Below are 21,195 nucleotides of genomic sequence, written 5' to 3'. Positions count from 1 at the left end.
TACAGAATTTTGATTCTAAAAATTGAAATTTCATTGACAAAAGAGATTAAGATTCTTTAATAAACTTCTTCTGAATGGTTATTCCTCCATCTTCTATCTCGATCATATACATTCCATGGATAAGATTGCTTACATCAATAGCATTGTTCAGGATGATTCCACTTGATATCAATCTTCCGGCAGCACTGTAAATTTTATATTGAGCTTTGAAACTTATATTTTTTACATACAACACGGAGCTTACCGGGTTGGGATAAATGTGGATATCTGCTTGATTAAGAGAATTTGGTACAGGTTGTTTTGAAATTCTGACCGTATAATCTTCCACCTCACCGTCTTTGAAATTCGTACAGTTCACAGGAATACCATCCTTCTGTAAAGCAACTCTCATGACTACATATTTATAATCTGTCATACTTATGAAGGCATTGTCAGGAACAGAGAAAGTAGTACTTGCTGTTGGGTTTCCATTAGGTCCGTCTGCCAGAATTCTTTCATTGATGTCAAATTCTCCGTTTCTGTTGAAATCGATCCAGACTGCAACACCAGCGTTAGTTCCTGAACTTAAAGTCTTATCAATAGTAATCTGATTACCTTTTGATCCCTGAATTAAATCAATAAACTTTAAAGGATTTCCTGTGAAATTTGAATAAGTAGAGGCAAGAGATTCATTAATCATTTCCTTATTACCATTAGGTTTCACAGTCACCTTTGAAATAAATTCTGTTGTAGAATTGGCTGCTGACATCGGGCAGTAGATGACGGTTGGAGTTGTGAAATAATACAGTTTTGTAAAATTTCCCGGTACTCCGTTACAGATATTGGCTACCTGCATTTCGTATTTAGTGAGTTCCAGCAAACCAGTGATGGTGTAGGTATTTGTAGGAACCACAACCTCTGTCCAGCTCGGAATACCTACCTTTCTGTACTTCAGTATATAAGTAGCTCCCGGAAAAGGATCCCATACAACTTCTGCCGTTGTTGGCATAATCTGAGTAATCATAAGCCCTGGAGGAGGAATTTCACATATTCTTTCTGTGGTAAACACTTTTGGATTAGACCACGGATTGGCAGTTGTTTCTCCATTACAGATATTGGCTACCTGTACTTCATATGTTTTAAATGAATCAAGATTTGGAATCGTATATGAATTTGCCGGTGGTTGAGGGATCGTTGGTGTATTCCACGGGCCAGCGCCTACTTCCCGCCATCTTAAAATATAAGAGGCACTTGGAACAACCGGATTCCAGGTGATTAAGGCTGAGTTTGATGTTACATTACTTATCGTTACAAATGGTGGAGTAGGATCACATCTTGTTGTAAATGTTTTTATTGGTGTATAAACTCCGATTCCTGTGCTGCCACAAACTGCTGCAATTCTTACCTCATAAGTAGTAGCAGGAGTTAAAGCATTGATTGTTACAGGCGGGTTTCCTCCTAAAACAGACAGGTTTAAAGTGGTCCATGCAGAAACAGGTGTTGTAATGGGTCTGTATTCCAGAACAAACGCATTATTGTTGGCTGCAGCAGTCCAGTTTATATTGACAGAATTATGTGTGATATTGGTAAATACAGGATTTCCCGGTGTTGTATTATTACAAGGTCTTAATCTTACAGCATAATCTTCTACCTCTCCATTGGCTGCATCTGCACACATTGCAGGAGCGCTGGTTCGTTTCAGTACTACTCTCATCGTAGTGGTTAGTGGGCCTGTATAAACTCCTGTTGCAGGAACATTAAAAGTTGCCGTTATTGGAGTTGTGGTGCTGGCAGCAGAAGTCATTACTTTTTCAGCATCTGTGAAAACTCCGTCTCTGTCCCAATCGATCCATGCATTTATAGCATCGGCATATTGTGTTCCTACCCAGCCTTTAGAAACAGCTAATTGATTTCCCTGAGAACCGATCTCCAGATTAATAAGAGTAGCTGGTGTCGTATAGCTGATGTAGTTCGTTTGAACTGAGGTGTTGTCTATTGCCGGGAAGTTAACAGGGGTAACTTTCACATTAGAAATATAATCGTTTGTTCCTGTTCCGGTCATGCTACAATATGTTAATGGTGGAGTTGTAAAACTTATACTTGGAGAAAATGCTCCCTGGTTTCCATTACAGATTGTGGCAATTTGTACCTGATATCCGGTCTGCTCGGTAAGTCCCGTTATGGTATAAAAGCTTTGTCCTGCAGGAAGAGTTTGTCCTGTTGCAGATGGAAGCCATGCTCCTGTACTTCCTTGTCTCCATCTGATAACATAAGTAGCATTAGCCGTAGGAATCCATGACACATACGCAGAATTATGAGTAAGGTTATTCACTGCAATAGTAGTAGGAGCAGCTGTAGTACAAGGCTGAAGATCAATGAACTTTACGTAATAATCTTCCACCTCTCCATTACTTGTTAAAGGTCCGCAGGCGTTGGCCGGAGTGAGAGAATATACAATGACACGCATTTTTACTTTACTTGTTCCCAGATAAGCATTTGCAGGAACATCAAAAGTAGCAGTAACAGGAGTTGTGCTGGAATAGCCAAGATTCATAATTCTTTCTCCACCAGCAGTGGTTGTTGGGTTGTTATCAAAAATACCATCACCGTTAAAATCTATCCATGCATTGGTAGAATAGGTTCCTGATATAATTGATCTTCCTACAGATAATGTATTGTTAACTGAATTTCTCAGGAGTGTAATGGTCTTTGTAGGATCTGTAGAATAATCTGTATATGTTGTTGGCCCTGAATTATTACTTGTTAAAGGTACATTGGTACCCATCATCGTAATGTTATTAATGTAACCGTTCGTAACTGTTGCTGGAGCAGCATTACAGTAGGTGAGTGCAGGTGTTGTAAAACTGACAGGGGTAGAAAATGTCCCTTGCGTTCCACAAATGGTTGCGATCTCTACCTCGTATTGAGTCTGCTCAGTTAAAGAGGTAAGCGTTACACTATTAGTAAAAGGAGTTGTTACATTAATCGTTTGCCATGTAAGGGAAGGAGGTATTCTGTATCTTACAACATAGGTGGCATTGGCTGTTGCAGTCCAGGTAACATTGGCTGAGGTAGCTGTAATATTATTTACGGCAATATTGGATGGAGGCGTATTTGTACAACTTGGTAACGTTGTACCTGTCAGTTGTAACCTCGGTAATACAGCATATCTGCTTGTTGCAGTAGGAAGATTTGCCGGATCCGGATTGGTAGTAGAATTGTAATAAATCATCCCACGGTTATTTCCTGCAGAATAACTTCCCCAGTTGGCGGTACATGATGTTCCTGTTGAATTTTCATCAACACCGATCACGACATTGCTGACACCATCCCATAAGAATGGTGTACTTAAAGGAATTTCAACCCACGTACCTGCTACCATTGTTGGTAAAGTTCCAGAATATACCTGTGTTAAAGATGGGGTAGGGATCCAGCTTGAAGTGGTTGCAAAATCTGCTTGTGAGGTGTTTCCCATATATACTACCCATTGATTATAATTAGCTTGGGTAGCTGCAGTTGTGGAAACAAAAAATCTGATGGCTGTTATATAATTATTCGTTCCGACAGCGGCTCCAATCTCTGTAGCCATATAAATCTGCTGGGAATAATTAAAGCCTGAGCAGGAATAAACAGGTAGAAAGGCATGAGTGGCAGTACCTCCACCAATTTGTCCTGGTGTAAAAGGATTACCTGCTACCCATTGTGATTTATCCGTTGCAGAACAGACAGATCTTATCCACCAGTAATAAGTAGCACCCGAAGTAAGAGAGCTGATATTAGCACTCGTTCCGGGATTGGGTGTGCCTGGTGTTGCGGCTGCAGGAGGAGTACTGTTTGTACTGTAGTAATATTCATATCCATTGGCTGGAGCTGGTGCCGGTGCAAGAGGAGCAGTCCAGTTCAGTGTTGCAGAAGTAGGTGCAATATTAGACGCAGACAAAGTAACAGGTTCAAAACATGTAGGAGCTTGTATTACCTGAACTTCATCTAACAATACATCATCATAAAAATCACCATTTCCGGCTACATCTTTATCAACGGTAAATTTTAACTGAATGGTTGATCCAACATAACTTGCTGCCAAAGGAACGCCAACAGTTCTCCATTCAGGAGAATTGGTGTCACCGGACCAGACTTGTACCCATCCGGAACCGCTATTTACAGCAAGTTTCAGCTGATTGTTGTCGGCAGCAGGTACTGTGCCATTGAGTGCAGTCAAATGATCTTTAAACCATTCAAATTTGATATAAGGATTCGTTAATCCGGCTAAGTTGATTTGAGGGCTTATCAGTTCAACGGTGTGTTCCCCTGCATAAGGGGAAGATGCATCAACCCATGCAAAAGTTCCGGCAGGTTTACCTCCGTTTCCGGTGGCTCCATATCCGGCTGATCCGGAAAATTTCCATTTAACGTTAGCGTTCGTTGAGGTTGAAGAAGGGTTCTGGCTGGTCCAGCATGCTGGTAGTGCACCACTGCTGAATGACTGTGAAAAAGGCACAGGAACGGGAGAACAGGTTTGCCCCCGGGCATGCGCAAAAATCATTAAAAATAAGATAACGGGTAGAATTTTTCTCATATAGTTTCATTTTAAATTAGAGTCTGTTATTCAATTTACTTAAGCGCTCTTTTGAAAAGTACACGTGCTTTTCTATGGGATTCGTTTCAGAAACTCATAGAAAAACTCTGTTTTCAATTCACAGAGACGATAAGTGGGTTAAAGCATATCACTGTACTTCCACATCACCTCTTTAACAAAAGTGATTAATGGATAAACAGGAAAAATAGTAGAATACTAAGCGAGTGGGAATAATTTCGGTTGCAGATGAGTGGGGTTTAATATTTTTTATGAAAAATTCACTTTACTGCGTATAAGTTGTTATAGTTTTTAATTTTTTTTGGTGTCTTTCATTTTTATATGGTTCTCTTTGATTAGTTTTTATTGTTAGGGCTTGGGTAAAATTAATTTATTAAAAATTGAATGTTACTATACTTTCGTATAGTTTTTAAATCAAAGTTTGATGAATTAATAAGAGGCTGATCCTCTAAAAATGCTTTCAAAACAGAAAAAATATAAGTTTCCTTTTAAAAATAATGATTTATATATATCTTTCTTTCATTCTTTTGCTTTTTTAATTTCCGTACAAAGTGGAAAAATATAATTTTCAAGGTATTAAAAATGTAATAAAATGAAGCTGTGTAGATTTTTTTATTATCAAAATAAATAATTTGTAGTTTTTAGTTTAATTATAATTAAGTTTTGATAGATTTTTTATTTAGCGTAATTATGAATATGTTTGCAAAAATCATCTAATAAAAAAATATATCTTATTATCATGTCAAAAATATGAGTGATAAAAATAATTCATTGGTTGCCAAAAAGGCATCAGGTTTATCAAATTTTGAAAATAAGAGTGGATCAGACAAATATCTTAATGTACTAAAAGCGGTATCGGAAACCAGTCTGGGCTGTGTTTACATTGCAGATCTTAAAACAAAGAAATTAGAATTTGTTTCAGAAAATCCTCTTCTTTTTTCTGGTTTAAGTGCTGCTGAAGTTGAAAAAATGGGCTATAATTTTTTCCGGAAATACACCAAGAAAGCAGATCTTGAAATATTAAGGAAAGTAAGTACTTATGGGTTTCAGTTTTTTGAATGCCTTTCAGCAGAAGAAAAAAAAATACACACGATTACTTATGATTTTCATCTGAAGTATACCAATAGTGTAGATGTACTCGTAAATCACAGGGTTACACCCATAGAAATTTGTGATGATGGCGAGATCTCCAAAATAGTCTGTGTAGTGTCTTATTCTCTCAATCGGAATGCAGGAAATATCCGGATTATATCCAATACCTCAGATACCTATTGGAAATATAATCTTTTTACAGGAAAATGGACAGAAGAATGTAAAGTTGCCTTAAAATTAAGGGAAATAGAAATAATACGGCTTTACCTTCAGGGGTTAAAAATAGAAGAAATTGCAGAACAATTGTTTGTGTCGCCAAGTACCATAAAGTTTCACAGGAGCAAATTGTTTGAGAGAATTGGAGTGAAGAATATCATCGAAGCAATATCCTACGTAATAACGAATAATTTGATTTAAACTATACTTTTTTAAATGCTTCCAGGCCGAAATGGCTGAGAATCAAAATAGAACGCTCAGTATAACTTACAGTTTTTAATTAAAAACTGGTTGCTTTCTGTGTATTGTTTTCTGAACATTCTCCCTCTGAAAAATGATAGAAGGAGAATGTCCGGAACAGCTTAATTAAGCTGATAATTTGTAATTACTAAACTCAGGATGAAATGAACATAATTCTGTTCTACCTCTTTTCTGTTAATCAGTTTGTTTTTGTATTCATAAGAGTTCAGGTCTCTGGATAATTTCTGATACGTTTCAAAATCATCACCCTTTATCTTTACTCTTATATTACCATCTTTTCTGTTGATAATGACATTATCTAAAGTTCTTACTTTAAATAAAACCTCACATAATGTAGGACGAGCCTTCATTGACCCGATATATCTTTCAACTATATTAATCTTGAACGAATCAAATATGATATTATTAAAAACGATTTTAGAATTAGGCTCCTGAGTGTTGAGTTCAAGTTTATAGTTCATTACTTTATAAATTTTGGCAAATATAAGTTTAATTATGCCAAAAAACAGACTGTTTTAATAGATCATTCCCATATTAATGATTGAATTTTATTCTGTAAGCACAAAATCATGTGAAAATGTGAATATTAGGGTCTTATAAATGAGGGAAAAACAAAAGTGCTCTCAACTTTTTATTTCCTTTTATTTTTTTCATAATAGGCATTTCCGTAATTTTATTGTCTGTATAACAAAATTCATATTAATACCAATATAATGGAAAGATATAGTTATGGGATGGTTGGCCTTGGAGTAATGGGGCGGAATCTGCTTTATAATATCGCTGACAACGGATTTTCAATCGCAGGATTTGATCTGGATCAGGAAAAAGTGAAAGAATTAGAAGGCGGAGCTGCTTCAGAAATGAAGGTAAAAGGTACAGGCTCTTTAGAAGATTTCGTATCCGCACTGGAAGTTCCAAGAAAAATTATTCTTATGGTTCCTGCAGGAAAACCTGTAGATGCTGTGCTGGAAAATATTACCCCACTTTTAAATGAAGGTGATATCGTAATTGATGCCGGAAATTCTTATTTTGAAGATACCAACAGACGTGTTGCTGATCTGGCATCTAAAAAACTGCATTTTATGGGAATGGGAGTGTCAGGAGGAGAAAAAGGAGCCAGAACAGGTCCAAGTATAATGCCTGGAGGAGATCTGGAAGCCTTCAAACTTCTGAAACCAATGCTGGAAGCTATTGCAGCAAAAGTAGACAATGAAGCATGTACAGCTTATATGGGAAAAGGGTCTGCCGGAAACTATGTGAAAATGGTACATAATGGTATTGAATATGCAATTATGCAGCTTATCAGTGAGGCTTATGATCTTCTTAAAAGAGGAGCAGGCTTAAATAATGAACAGCTCTATCAGGTTTTCAAAGAATGGAATAATGGCGAAATGAACTCATTCCTTATTGAAATCACCAGAGATATCTTCACTCAAAAAGATTCATTAACAGATAGCTATCTTGTGGATCAGATTTTAGATAAGGCAGGAGCGAAAGGAACAGGGAAATGGACTTCCGAGCAAGCTATGGAAATCGGAGTTTCTATTCCTACCATTGACATTGCTGTAACTTCAAGAATTTTATCTGCCTATAAAACCGAAAGAGTTCAGGCTTCAAAAATCTATACTGAAAGCGAAATTACAAAGCCGGAAAATATAGAATTATTCATCAAGGAAGTGGGCGATGCTCTTTTCCTTTCTACCTTAATCAGCTATGCGCAAGGTTTATCTTTACTGGTAAAAGCATCTGAAGAATATGGTTTTGAAATTCCGCTGAAAGATGTGGTGAAAATCTGGAGAGGAGGATGTATTATCCGTTCTGTATTGCTGGAAAAATTCTATTCAGCATATACCCAAAACCCTAGTCTTTCTAATATTCTTCTTGATCAGGATATTTCCGAACTGGTAAAATCAAAAATCAAAGCTTTAAGAAAAACTGCAGGATATGCCGTTACCAACGGAATCTCAAGTTTGGGAATCCAGACGGCTTTGGGATATTTTGATGCCTATACTACAGAATCTCTTCCTGTGAATCTGATCCAGGCTCAGCGTGATTATTTCGGAGCTCATACGTATCAGCGTATTGACAGAGAGGGAGTTTTCCATACTTCTTGGCAAAGTGCAAATAATTAAAAATTCGGAAGAAATGAATCAAAATAGAATCTTGCAGCCAACAACTATCGTTATTTTTGGTGCTACAGGAGATCTGGCAAAAAGAAAACTTTTTCCGGCATTTTATAACTTATATATCGATGGCAGAATGCCCAAAGGCTTTAATATTGTAGCATTGGGAAGGGCAGAAAATACCAACGAAAATTTCAGAAATTATATCAAAGAAAACCTTGAGAGTTTCTCCAGAAAAAAAGTGACTTCTGAAGACTGGGCAGGGTTTCAGGCTCATATTACTTATTTTCAGCATCAGCTGGATGAAGAAAGTTCTTATGAGAATCTACAGCAGAAATTGCAGGATTTTGATTCCGTGTATGGGATAAGAGCAAACAGGTTATTTTACTTATCCATTGGACCTAATTTTATTACCACGATATCCAATCATATCAAAACAACTTCATTGGCTTCTGATCCGAAAAAGGACCGTATTATTATTGAAAAACCTTTTGGTCATAATAAGCAGTCAGCCATTGAATTAAACAGTCTTTTGGCAAAAACTTTTGAAGAAGAACAAATCTATCGTATCGACCACTATCTGGGGAAAGAAACAGTGCAGAATATATTGGCGTTCAGGTTTGGGAATTCAATTTTTGAACCTTTATGGGATCATAAATATATAGAATCTGTACAGATTACAGTAGCAGAAGAAGTTGGGGTAGAGACAAGAGGTGCTTTTTATGAACAGACAGGAGCATTAAGGGATATGATCCAGAACCACCTGTTACAGATCCTGTGTATGGTAGCAATGGAACCACCTGCTTCATTGCAGTCTGGTGAAATCAGAGACCGGAAAGTAGACGTTCTGAAATCAATTCGAAGAATATCTTCCGATCAGGTTGACCATTATGCAGTAAGAGGTCAGTACGGAAAAGGTACTATAAACGGAGTAGAAGTGAAAGGTTACCGCCAGGAAGATGGAATTGCAGCAGATTCCAATACGGAAACTTTTGCAGCGATAAAATTTTATCTGGATAATGAAAGATGGCAGGATGTTCCTTTCTATGTACGTACCGGAAAGAAAATGAAAGAAAAGCACTCTTATATTACGATCCAGTTTAAGCCGCTTCCTCACTCAACATTCTCAGATAGTCCGCATCTTTTGTCAGCAAACAGGTTGATTATTAATATCCAGCCAATGATGGATATCAGATTACAGTTCATGACTAAAAAACCAGGACTGACGCTGGATTTGAAACCTGCAGAAATGATTTTTGACAATTTTGCCTGTCAGGATGATACTCCGGAAGCTTATGAAACCTTATTACAGGATTCTCTTTTAGGAGATCTTACCTTGTTTATGCGTTCCGATCAGGTGGAAGAAGCCTGGGATGTTGTCACCACCATACAGGAAGCCTGGGAAAATAATAAAGACCTTTCTTTTCCGAATTATAAAGCAGGAAGTTGGGGACCGGAAGACGTTAATGCTTTGGTAGAAAGACAAGGACACAGCTGGGTATAAAACAATATAAATTTAAACAAACAGAAAATGAATATTACAGTATTTGACGATCTGGAAAAACTGTACACAAAGGCTGCAGATACATTTGTTGACCTTTCAAAAAAATCTATTCAGAAAAATGACCGTTTTGTAGTGGCTCTCAGTGGAGGATCTTCGCCTAAAGCCATTTTCAAACTGCTGGCAACACCAGAATATAAAGAACAGATTGAGTGGAGTAAAGTCTACTTCTTTTGGGTAGATGAAAGATGGGTTCCTTTGAACGATGATAAAAGCAACTTCCGGATGACAGATGAGGCACTTCTCAATCAGGTTCCGGTAGATCAAAACCATATCTTTCCTATGTATGCTGAAGGAATAACTCCTGAAGACTATGCTAAAGCTTATGAACAGCAGATCAGAACTGTTCTTGGAGATGATGGTGTTTTTGATTTTATCCTGCTGGGAATGGGAGATGACGGTCATACGGCCTCATTATTTCCAGGGGAAGAAGTTTTAAATGAAAAAGAAAAATGGGTATCTGCCTATTATCTTAAGCCTCAGGAAATGTTCAGAATCACATTGACTGCTCCTATTATCAATAATGCAGATCATATTCTGGCTATTGCATTTGGTGAATCCAAAAAACATGCATTAAACGAAGTTTTGAACGGTGAATATAATCCTTCATTATATCCAATGCAGCTTATTGAGAAGAAGGATGGATTTCAGTTTTTTACAGACGAAAAAGCCAGAGGTTAATATACTTCAATCTTAAAAAAATAAGAGACTGTCCCTGGACAGTCTCTCTTCATATCAACTATTCTATTACCGGATTCCCGGTAAATACAATTTTCTATAGATTAAACGAAAGTAGCATACGCTAAATGAAAACAGCATCATTAGAGATCTCATGACGCTGCTGCATTTAGTGTTTTTACCTTAGTTGCTTTTTTTTCGAAACTTAAATTTTTCCAACTCAAATCGTGTTTCTATATAAAATGGTTATTAGTTTGCAGCAAATATACAAATTAAGACACTACGAAGTGTCTAAAATGAAAAAAAATTGAAAAATATTATTAAAAAATTTTAGAAAACTAAAGAAATCCTTTTGTATAGGACGTTTTTGAGAGAATGATATAAATTAAAAAAATGATTTAATTAAATCAAAAACAGCAATATCAGGTATTTATTATGGTTGACTGCTAAAAAATCCCTTTACTAATAAAAACAGCACCATTAAATTAATTAATGATGCTGCTTAAGAAATGTTTCACCTCAGTAATTGAATAGTAAAATATTTATACTGAGGGTACTAACGGTGCAACCTGATCTCTCTCAACCTCACAACTTTGATTGTCTGTTTATTTAAAATGGTTATTAGTTTATGCAAATATATAAATTTAGACACTAAAAAGTGTCTAAAATGAAAAAAAATTCATAAACTTGTACGATTGAAAGTTTACCATGGAAAGAAAGTCTGTAGCAGGAAGTATCCGGAACAAGGAACGCAGTAAAAAAAAGTTTTTGGATGCAGTGGGAAAGATACTGAGAACAAAAGGGTATACTGCCTTGAAAGTGAATAGTATTGCTGCTACAGCCGGGGTGGATAAGAAAATGATTTACTCTTATTTTGGAGGAATAGACGGTTTGATTGATGAGTATATCCGGTCGCAGGATTACTGGAGTAAAGTAACCATTGAAGAGATTGAAAAAATAAAACCCAAATTGGATGATGGAGGGAAATCTTTCATGGAAGAAATGCTTTTATCTCAATTTGACTATGTTTATTCCAACAAAGAAGCGCAAAAACTCCTGCTTTGGCGCTTATCAGAACCTCGTAAATCTTTAAAAAAACTTACAGAAACACAGGAAGAAAACGGAGAGTATATTTTTAAACTTTTGATGGATTCCCATTTTAAAGATAATGCTGAAGATGTACGCTCCATTATGGCGATTATGGTTTCAGGACTTTATTACCTGAATATGTACGCTGCAATTAATGGAAGTATTTTCTGTGGAATAGATGTTAACACGACTATAGGAAGAGATAAGATCAAGAAAGCCATTTCTTTCATGTTGCACCATACTTATGAAAACCTGTAGTGTTCTTAATTTTGAAAATTGAACTTCCTGTAAAAAAACAAAACCATTAGAAATCTAATGGTCTGTCTATAAGTTGTGTTTCTACCTTAGTTGTTTCGTATTTGAAATTGTCTTAAAGTATGGGAACTCAATAATCCAATTTGATTGTCTTATTTTTCAACCTAATAGTGTTTTAAATATATAGTTGGTTTTAGTTTGTACAAATATATAAAATAAGACACTGTTAAGTGTGTAAAATAGTGAAATTTTTCTTAATTTCATTTAATGTTTTGAAATTCAGTATATTATTTTTTGTTATAAGAGTAAGAACTTCTATTAATTAATGTTTTTCAATAGGTTTAACCTGTAAAATACAACAGAATTTCTATCTTATAGTAAGTGTATGCTTCCTAAAAAGAATAAGTGATAAAAAATATCTATAAAAAAGTATTTTATTTAATATCATTCCATTTTTTTGAGATGAAAAAACAGCATCACTATGGAAAAATGATGCTGCTGGTTGTGTTTTTACCTCAGTCGTTGATGTTCGAAATATTTTAAACTGAGGGAACTAACGATACAATCTGAATAGTTTTTAATTTTTCAACTTCGATAGTGTTTTATATATAAAATGGTTTTAGTTTGTGCAAATATATACAAATAGATTAAATTAGACACTGGCTGGTGTCTAAAATGATAAAAAAATTTCTTAAACTTGTATATTGAATGTTTAGTCATGGAAAGAAAGTCAGCATCAGGTAGTATTAGGAATAAAGAACGCAGCAAAAAAAAGTTTTTGGATGCCGTTGGAAAAATACTCAAAACGAAGGGACATGCAGGGTTGAAGATTAATGATATCGCTGCTACTGCCGGGGTAGATAAGAAAATGATCTATACCTATTTTGGCGGAATGGATGGCCTGATGGACGAATATGTCCGTACACAGGATTTCTGGGTAAAAGTAACCAGTGAGGAAGTGGAAAAGATGAAACCGAATCTTGAAGATGGAGGCAGAGAATTTATAGAACATATGCTTCTTTCACAGTTTGATTACGTATACGCCAATAAAGAAGCTCAAAAACTATTGTTGTGGACTATTTCTGAGCCCCGGAAATCATTAAAAAAACTGATTGATACTCAGGAAGAAAATGGAGAATATATCTTCAAATTATTGATGGAATCCCGTTTCAAAGATAAAATGGATACCTACCGTTCTATTATGGCTATCATGGTTTCAGGACTATACTACCTCAATATGTTTGCATCTCTGAATGGCAGTATTTTCTGTGGTATAGATACCAATACTCCTGAAGGGCGTGAAAAAATCAAAAAGGCAATATCTTTCATGGTAGAACAGACCCACGATAATCTTTAATTTATTATAAAGAAAATAAAAAAGAGGCAAATTATTGCCCCTTTTTTATATGATACTTATGGTAGTTTATCCTTTATGATAAGGACACCCTGAAGCTGCATCAGAACTTCCTGCAGTATTATAAAACTGTTCTTCAATAACCTTTCTCTGATCTTCAGGAATATCCTGTATCTTACGAAGGGTATTAACCTGAATGTGAGGCCAGCTTGTAGTACCTCCGTCGTTACCGAAATCAAATTCAAAGAATACGATTTGTTCGTACTGAAGCTGAAGAATTTCTTTTCCGTCTTCAATGATGGTTTCAATCCACATGTCCATATCCACTCAACAGTCGGAACGAAACGGTTGACAAAAGGAACGTTCAAAACTCCTCCCTGCGCTCCGGTTTTCATTTTGGAAGACATTCTCACATGAACATAATTGCTGACGTGTTGACCTCTTAGCGTATCTCTTAATCTTAAATCAGGGCGCACAGAGTAAGGATATAAATCATCTGCCAGTATTCTCTGGGTATAAATCTTATTTGAACCCGGATCATTAACATCATCAAGTGTTTCATGAACCCACTTCGGTGCTGGTTGATCAAGATCAATGATTTCCTCAGGAGTTACTCCGGCATTTCCCATTGTACGTGAAATTGAAAGGTGATTGGTTTCCCAGGCTTCTTTACCATAAGGGAACTGAGGAGAGCCTTCAATTAAATAGTACGTCTTTTTATCTTTATTTTGAGGGATGATATCTCCAAGCAAAGTAATGGTACTTCCATGAGGAATAACACCGCTTCTTGAGATAGAGTAGTCCGGGATAAAATAAGGGCCATCAAGCCCTGCTCCCGGCTTTATTTCCTGTGCCGGAATGATCTCATAATAAGGTTGTCCCGGCTCCAGCTGGCTTTGAAGAATATATTTTGGGTGGGCTTCTCCGTCTGGTGTTATCCTTAGCAAAGGCTCATCTCTGTATTCTCCGGTATATCCATATTTTGCATCTTCTGTTGAAATGGCATGAATACCACGGTCTCTTTCAATAGATTCTTTCGTTGCTGCATGATTATAGACATCACTCAGCCATAGGTACATTCCGTTTTCTTCGTGGATGGGTGTATATTTCAGGGCTTCCTGTCCTGGTATAGCATTAACACTTTTAATGGTTTGTTCATATTTAACTGCTCCGCAGAAAAGTTCACTTGCACCACCACGGTTACGTACTCCTCCGGGAACGATGGAGAATGTCAGTTTCTCAATATATTCTTCACTGTCAAAAGCGAATTTTCCGGGAATCGTTCCTGAATTGGTTCCTGGGGAAGGCATGATGGTAGTATGTACTCCGCTTGCTAATGAAGGTTTGGGAACGTCTTTATTGTAATTAACATTATAGCTTACCCATGTACCGTTTAATGCAGCAAGGATTCCATAGTCTACATTATTTTCAATGGCCTGCAGGTTGTCTTCTCTGAATGGTCTTACCGGATCATCAATAAGAAGTTTTGAATAGCCATCCATTACTTCAGCCAGATTAACTTCATTTTGACCCGGCATTTTTCGGAATAACTGTTCTCCTCCCGTTTCTGGACTTACTTTTTTTCTTTTTAACATGATATATCGTTTTTATGATTATAGATTGATGTATTCGAAAGTGGGACCTGCGTTAGTTTGTGCATCCAAAGGTTGTTTCATCAAATTAACAGCCTGCTCTTTCAAAGCATACATATACATAATGGATTTTTCCAGTTCTCTCTGATTTCCTTCCACAGCACTTTGTATAGCATCCAATAAACGTCTGTAAGTTTTATTAAACTCAACAGCCTGTGTATGTAATGCTTCATTTTCTGCATAGTCTTTCATCTTCGGATTGGGCTTCATAGGATAAGCCTCATTCCAGTCTACCGGAAGGTCTTTTCCTGTAGGCGGAGTTGTTACAGGCATCATTCCGTTTTCATCCATGAAAGGTTCATAGTTTCCTCCGAGATAGAAATGCTCATGGAAAACTTCTTTAAATCTGAAATAATGTGCCAGTTCAACCCCTTCTTCAAACTGGGATGGGTCAACATCAAAAATAGAGTCATCAGCACCTTCACCTTGCCCTTTGATTTCCTGGAAAACAGCAATTACTCCGGCCAAAGCCTCTACAGAATGTAATTTTCCTCCACTTCCGTAATATTGTTCCGGACGGATCTGTTTTTTTGAATCTCCTGTAAAAATTCCTCCGCTATTTAATTCCTCAAAATTTGTCGGAAGTTTTCCATGTTCTTTGTAATAAGCAATGATTTGGAAAATAACGATATAGAAGAATAAGACATCATAATATTCACCGATAGTATGTACGTTTTCCATGATGAAGCCCTTCATGTTTTCAAGAGTCCAGAAGTTGTTTTCCTGTACCGCAGCTCTTTGAGAATATAATGCAGAAGAATCGGTTTCGTGATCATATTTTGGAGCTTTTACCAGAGGCTGGCTTGGACTTTCAATTGCAATAAATGTAGCAATGCTGTTGCTTGAGAATGTTTCCAGACCTACATAGAAATCAACGTTCATCGGTAATTTCATCGGATAAGTAGGGTAGTTTTCCTGTTTGTTGACAGAAGGCTGAATATCAATGGCATTCAGAACATTACAAACCATAATCAGGTGAAGCATCTCTTCTACAGCAACACTTCTGATAATTTGTGAAGCCAGAGCGTTAGTTCCATCCTTGATTGAGTACAAAGCCGTAAGGTAAGGAGGAATTGTAGAATGTTCGATAAGAATGGCCGTTTGTAATAGGTCTTGTAAAACCGGTTTATAATCAATTTCTGTTATCCCTTTTTTTAATTCTGAAACTCCAGAACCCAACTCAGATTCCAGATAAGCATTAAAATCTTTGATCTGATCATTAAGCAAAAGATTCGTTAAGGTTTTGCTGTGGTGCTTTAACCCTTCTATCCAGTCTTCTTTACTAAGTGTTGAATCAAATAATAAAGAAGGTAATGAAACGGCTTCAGTAACAACGGCGCTTCTTGCTGCCATCCTTCCTGCGGTTAATAAAGTTTCCTGGGGTTGTGCTGTTTTATTGATAAGTCTTTGTCTCATGTTGTTATTTTTTAAGTTGAATTTCAAGATCAGCAAGAATAGATTCTACCGAACGGATTGTGAATGCTGATAAGGTTAAAGTAGGGTTTGAAGTTCCCAGAGTGGTCATATTTCCTGCTCCTACAATGTATAAATTCGGGTGATCCCAGGCTTTGCAATAGCTGTTGGTTACAGAATCTTCTGCTGTAGAACCCATTCTGTGAGTTCCTACGATGTGGCCAGCTCCGTTATAAGAATATCTTTCTCCGTTGTACATCACAGAATTCTTGTCTTTTGCAGTATATTCTGTGAAGCTCTCAATATTTAATCTTTTAAACATCTGATCAGAAGCTTTTTTTGCCTGTTCCATCGCTTTTATTTCATATTCTGTCAGTTCATAGTGAATAACAGGACGCGGAATTCCCAATACATCCAGATACTGATCGTTAATCGTAACTCTGTTATTAGGATTGGGAAGCTGTTCAATTTCAAAATGAAATAATACCTGTTTTGAAAGTCTGTCGGTAAGTTCTTTTCTTAATTTTGCGCCAAAAAACCCTTTTTCAATAAATTTTGCGACATCAGAGCCCGGAGAAAATGCCGGCCATCCCCATCCCCAGTTGTCAAGAGGAGAAATCCATGCTGAAAATTGATCTCTGAAGCTTCCGTCACGGAAAGAAGAAATGTTTGTGGTAGAACCAGGGCCTCTGTAAGGATAAACCGGTTCAGGGAAAAGTCCCCACGTCAGCATTACCATATGATCCATTAAGTTTCTTCCCACCTGATCACTGCTGTTGGCAGCTGTTTTGACAACGTTGTTAACCGTATATTTGGAGTTCAGTAGAATTTTTGGGTTTTCAAAAGCATTAGCAGCTAAAATCACAATAGCTTCTGAAGTATCAATAGATTCTTCAACAAAATCTGTTTTCTCTTTTGAAGTATATCTTCTTAAATGAACCTTCGATATTTTATCTTTATCATTTTGGTCAATACTTAATCTGTAAACCACACTCTGTGCCTGGATCTGCATGTATGGGTTACGCTTAAGATTTTCGTTGTCATTAAGTTTATATAAAGCTTTTTTCAAGGTTTTTAAAGCATTATACTTAGCCTGAACAGGGCAGATCGGAACACATGACGCATTTCCTTCACAGCGTTCTCCCATATAAGGATTCCAAACAGAACCAAGAGCCTTGTATTCTTCTTTTTCAGAGCTGTCTAAAACCAGTTTATATCCGGAGTCTTTTGGTTCAGCTTTGATGATCTTTGTTTTCCCGTATTTTGGATTCGGAATAGAATTTCTTCCCTGTGGAGAAGGTACCATCATTAAGGAAATCTCTCCGGAACTGAGCTTCACGCTTGTCCCTTTAAGACCTTCAATGATTTTATGATCCATATAGCTCTGAGGAATTTCTTCCATCGGAAATACATAATTCCCATAATATTCTTCCGTTTTCTCCGTAATTGGATATTCCTGCCTTGAAACATCTCCGGAAACCCCGATTTCAAATTCTGCCATTTCATAATAAGGCCTTAGTTCTTCATAATTTATCGGCCAGTTGATAGAAGTTTTTTCATCAGAATCCGGCTTTGGAATGGTGATGCCATATTTTTCTGTAAGTTTAAAATCGTTGGGAAGCATTCTTGGTGTAGTTCCCAGCCAGTGAAGGGTAGTTCCACCACCTACTCTTATCGCATCACTTGCAAAAGGCATTGGCCCAAACTGTACCAGATAACCCTTTTTACTAGGATACGGCTGAACAATGTGGTCCATATCCAGAACGTTGGGAGAAGGAGCCTGCTTTAAGTTCGGATAAGGAGAATTGGGAACTTTGGCTTCCTCTCTGTAAAAAGTACGGATATATTCATTGTAAGTGGTCATTGAGGATACGGAATCCAGTTCGATACCAGCTTCCAGGCCTGCTTCGTACATCAGGATTGATATTTCCTTGATATTATCCGATTTTCCGGCATCTGCACGATGGATCATTTTTCCTTTGGTTACATCAAATACATGATCGGACAATAGCTTCGCGATCAATGATCCTGCGATCCCCGTTCCTACGATGATCACATCTTTTTTGTTATTGGTCTGGCTCATGAGTTACTGTTTACAGGTTTAATATTCCATGATTTATATCCCGGCTGCTTGGCTCCCGGAGGATGGGAGTGCATCAGATTCCATACAAGACCTTCCTTGTAAGAAAGATCATTGATATAGGCTCCTTCCCAGGTTCCCAAATACCACATGGTGATTACTTTTCCGGCAATGTCATTCATTCCCGGATTTCCGATAATTTCCGATTGAATAGCCTTGTTTACTTCTTCTTTACCTGAATGATTTTCAAGAATATTTTTAGAAACGGTAAGGAATTCTACGAAAGTTTCTGTATCCAGGCTTTTTAAAACATAAGTATAATACGTTTCTGCAAGCCCTGTTGACTGTAGTTCATTTACTGTAAATCCGGCAAGCGCTTCCGAGATAGACATAAACACGTCGAAATAATAATCGTCGACGTTGAGGATTTTGTTAATAATATTCATTTCGTTAAAAATTTGGGTTAGATATCTTCAACTCCTTTTCACAGGAGGTTATCATGCCAATCGATCTATAGTTGCCGGATTTTTCAGATAGCACCTCTTTTTCAGAAATGATTGAATGTTTTTCAAGCGATCCATAGTTATCAATTTTGTTTATCCGAAATTAATCAGATCGCTGCAGATAAGATTCAGTATTTCTACGTAATTTGTGTTTATTAAATTTTAATTTTTTGTAACAAACCCTTTATAATAGGCTGTTTCAGGAGGTTTTGTTTTCACCTAGTTTAGAATTATTTTAAATAATGTGGTATTGAATATAAAACGGGATTTTAATGTCCGAGGAGTCCATAACTTAAAAAATAATAATAAATTGATGATCAGCATGTAACGAAAGCGAAACAGCATATGTCTAATCTGTATAATTGAACCTTTGACTTAACGATTATAAAAGATAAAACCCATTACTGATAACCATGAAACGCTTTACCTTAACTTTATTATGCTTTGTTTCTTCTCTTTTGTCTGCTCAGGGATTGGGTAACAAAAAGGAAATAACTGCCCATTCTTCGAAAAATAGAAGTTTGCTGTCCGTACATCAATCTATTGAACAGGAAACAGATAAAATATTCAATAAATTGGTGAATATCAGACGGGACTTTCATGAAAACCCGGAGCTGGCAGGGAAGGAGAAGCAAACTCAGGAAAAAATTAAGAAGTATCTGTTGGATCTGGGAATAGAAGTTCAAACAGAGATTTACGGACATAGTGTTGTAGGGATTCTGAAAGGAGGTAAGGCAGGAAAAAAAATTGCGTGGAGATCAGATATGGATGCCCTTCCGAATGATTATCCCGATCCTGAAATTTTCAAATCAAAAATAAAAGGAATTCAGCATGGCTGTGGTCATGATATCCATATGGCGATTGGATTGGGAATTGCTGAGGTTCTTGCAAAAAATAAAAAAGAATTAAAAGGTACAGTTTATTTTATATTCCAGCCCGAAGAAGAAACTTTTAAAGGAGCAAAAGAAATGCTTCACAACGGATTGCTTTCCAAAATAAAACCAGATGAAATTTACGGATTGCATGTGACCGCTACACCTGTCGGGCAGATCATGGTGAAACCCAATGAAATGTTTGCGTATCAGAAGAGAATCAGGATTCAGTTAAAAAATGGATTGTCAGAAGAAGAGCTCAACGGGTTAGCAAAGAAGATTAGCAATTCTTTACTCCGAACTTCTGACGGAGGCAAACCCTGGGAATTACAATCTATCGTAGATCCTAAATTAGGACTGACGAATCCTGATACTATTTTCAAAGATTATCTTTTTGCTGACGGGAAATTCAATATATATTCTAAAAATAATGAATCTGTTCTTGAAAACTATCTGTATGAGACAAATGCCTCTAATTTGGATAAGATAATTCCTGCCATTCATAAAATTATTGAAGGCAGCGGTTATAAAGAAAAGCTTCTTTCGGTGTCATTTATTCAAGGAAACCCAACTGTTATCAACGATGAAAAACTGACTCATTCGGCAATAGAAATTCTTCAGAATCTATATGGAAAACAGTCAGTAGCCTCAGATTACGGACAGGTTCCGTTTTTTAATGATGATTTTGCCTACTTTCAACAAAAAATTCCGGGAGTTTACTTCTTTCTGGGAGGATCCAATTTTGGAAAGGGTGTAATTGCCATGAATCATTCTCCCAATTTTCAGGTGGATGAAGAAAGTATCAGAACCGGAGTAAAAAGCTTTTCATCATTACTTATGGAAAGACTTAACAGTAACTAATTTTTTACTGCAATCGCATCAATCTCAAACAACATTCCTGGTAAGGCAAGTTGACTTACAGGGATAAGCGTGCTGGTAGGCAGGTATGCATTTTTCCATGCTTTTTTTGCCTCTTCTGCCCAGATTTCAAGTTTATCCTGATTGTGGTCAACAATGAGAAGAGTAATTTTGACAATATTATCAAACGTCATAGAATGGTTTTGTAATACTATTTCAAGATTATTCAAAGCATCCTGAACCTGCGTTTTAAAGTCATCTGCTAATGCATGGTTTTCTCCAACACCACCGCTTTGGCCGGATATAAAACATATTGTGGAGGGAGATTCCACAGAAATACTGTGGGAGAAGCCATAAGGGCTGGGATTGAATAATTCAGCGGGATTAATCAGTTTGGGTTGTTTATTGTTTTCCATAATCTTTCATTTAATAAAGTAAAAATGAGAGAAAAAAATCGGAAAAGTCTTTACATATGTTGAGAAAAATGTTCTTTTAATAATGTAAAGATTAACTTCACCAATAATGTAATCCGGATATAAAAAAGAAGCCGTCTCACAACTGAGGCGGTTTTTCTTGTTAAAAAGTAAATAATTTTTATATATTTTGATTTGTTTT

General features: G+C 36.6%; 14 protein-coding genes. 7 read left to right on the top strand and 7 right to left on the bottom strand.

Translation table 11 applies throughout. From position 1 onward, the window contains the following. Positions 1-46 precede the first annotated feature (46 nt). Positions 47-4,555 (bottom strand): fibronectin type III domain-containing protein, encoded by a 4,509-nt coding sequence (locus tag NK356_RS15125; protein WP_253317365.1) that lies wholly within the window; start codon positions 4,553-4,555, stop codon positions 47-49. A 768-nt stretch (positions 4,556-5,323) separates the two neighbouring features. Between NK356_RS15125 and NK356_RS15120 the strand changes: the two genes are divergently transcribed. Next, positions 5,324-6,082 (top strand): response regulator transcription factor, encoded by a 759-nt coding sequence (locus NK356_RS15120; protein ID WP_253317364.1) that lies wholly within the window; start codon positions 5,324-5,326, stop codon positions 6,080-6,082. A gap of 161 nt (positions 6,083-6,243) precedes the next feature. Here the strand turns inward: NK356_RS15120 and NK356_RS15115 are convergent, their stop codons facing one another. After that, positions 6,244-6,603 (bottom strand): hypothetical protein, encoded by a 360-nt coding sequence (locus NK356_RS15115; RefSeq protein ID WP_034696561.1) that lies wholly within the window; start codon positions 6,601-6,603, stop codon positions 6,244-6,246. A 252-nt stretch (positions 6,604-6,855) separates the two neighbouring features. Between NK356_RS15115 and gndA the strand changes: the two genes are divergently transcribed. The 5 genes from gndA (at position 6,856) to NK356_RS15090 (ending at position 13,205) form a co-directional block, all read left to right on the top strand. Next, a complete protein-coding gene (gene gndA, locus NK356_RS15110) occupies positions 6,856-8,274 on the top strand; it encodes an NADP-dependent phosphogluconate dehydrogenase (RefSeq protein ID WP_034696560.1) in 1,419 nt (472 codons plus the stop codon). Between the two features lie 13 nt (positions 8,275-8,287). Beyond that, entirely contained in the window at positions 8,288-9,769 is a 1,482-nt protein-coding gene (gene zwf, locus NK356_RS15105; RefSeq protein ID WP_253317363.1) for a glucose-6-phosphate dehydrogenase, read from the top strand. A gap of 27 nt (positions 9,770-9,796) precedes the next feature. After that, complete coding sequence (pgl, locus tag NK356_RS15100) at positions 9,797-10,507, top strand: 6-phosphogluconolactonase (RefSeq protein ID WP_034696559.1); 711 nt, start codon at positions 9,797-9,799, stop codon at positions 10,505-10,507. 705 nt (positions 10,508-11,212) lie between these two features. Next, positions 11,213-11,851, top strand: a complete 639-nt coding sequence (locus NK356_RS15095; protein WP_034696558.1) for a TetR/AcrR family transcriptional regulator — start codon at positions 11,213-11,215, stop codon at positions 11,849-11,851. Between the two features lie 715 nt (positions 11,852-12,566). Continuing rightward, on the top strand, positions 12,567-13,205 hold the full coding sequence (locus NK356_RS15090) for a TetR/AcrR family transcriptional regulator (RefSeq protein WP_034696556.1): 639 nt from the start codon (positions 12,567-12,569) through the stop codon (positions 13,203-13,205). Between the two features lie 56 nt (positions 13,206-13,261). On the opposite strand, the gene NK356_RS15085 is transcribed toward NK356_RS15090, so the two are convergent. From NK356_RS15085 to NK356_RS15070, 4 genes are read right to left on the bottom strand one after another with little or no spacing between them, the layout of a single operon-like run. After that, positions 13,262-14,797: a peroxidase, FMP-type gene (locus NK356_RS15085; RefSeq protein WP_253317362.1), complete on the bottom strand. Its 1,536-nt coding sequence runs from the start codon at positions 14,795-14,797 to the stop codon at positions 13,262-13,264. A gap of 18 nt (positions 14,798-14,815) precedes the next feature. Next, a complete protein-coding gene (locus tag NK356_RS15080) occupies positions 14,816-16,270 on the bottom strand; it encodes a ferritin-like protein (protein ID WP_156106469.1) in 1,455 nt (484 codons plus the stop codon). Positions 16,271-16,274: 4 nt separating this feature from the next. Continuing rightward, positions 16,275-18,350 carry a GMC oxidoreductase gene (locus NK356_RS15075; protein WP_253317361.1) on the bottom strand — a complete coding sequence of 692 codons (2,076 nt, stop codon included), beginning with the start codon at positions 18,348-18,350 and terminating at the stop codon, positions 16,275-16,277. Then, a complete protein-coding gene (locus NK356_RS15070) occupies positions 18,347-18,793 on the bottom strand; it encodes a hypothetical protein (RefSeq protein WP_034696550.1) in 447 nt (148 codons plus the stop codon). The genes NK356_RS15075 and NK356_RS15070 overlap by 4 nt, the downstream gene beginning before the upstream one ends. 470 nt (positions 18,794-19,263) lie before the next feature. Between NK356_RS15070 and NK356_RS15065 the strand changes: the two genes are divergently transcribed. Further along, entirely contained in the window at positions 19,264-20,583 is a 1,320-nt protein-coding gene (locus NK356_RS15065; RefSeq protein ID WP_253317360.1) for a M20 family metallopeptidase, read from the top strand. Here the strand turns inward: NK356_RS15065 and NK356_RS15060 are convergent. Beyond that, a complete protein-coding gene (locus NK356_RS15060) occupies positions 20,580-20,996 on the bottom strand; it encodes a RidA family protein (protein WP_034696549.1) in 417 nt (138 codons plus the stop codon). The two genes, NK356_RS15065 and NK356_RS15060, sit on opposite strands and share 4 nt — an antisense overlap. Positions 20,997-21,195 lie beyond the last annotated feature (199 nt).

It is taken from the genome of Chryseobacterium sp. S0630, from assembly GCF_024158915.1.
Taxonomy (GTDB): domain Bacteria; phylum Bacteroidota; class Bacteroidia; order Flavobacteriales; family Weeksellaceae; genus Chryseobacterium.
Note: the sequence above shows the minus strand (reverse complement) of the source record. Positions and strands in the feature narration are given on the sequence as shown.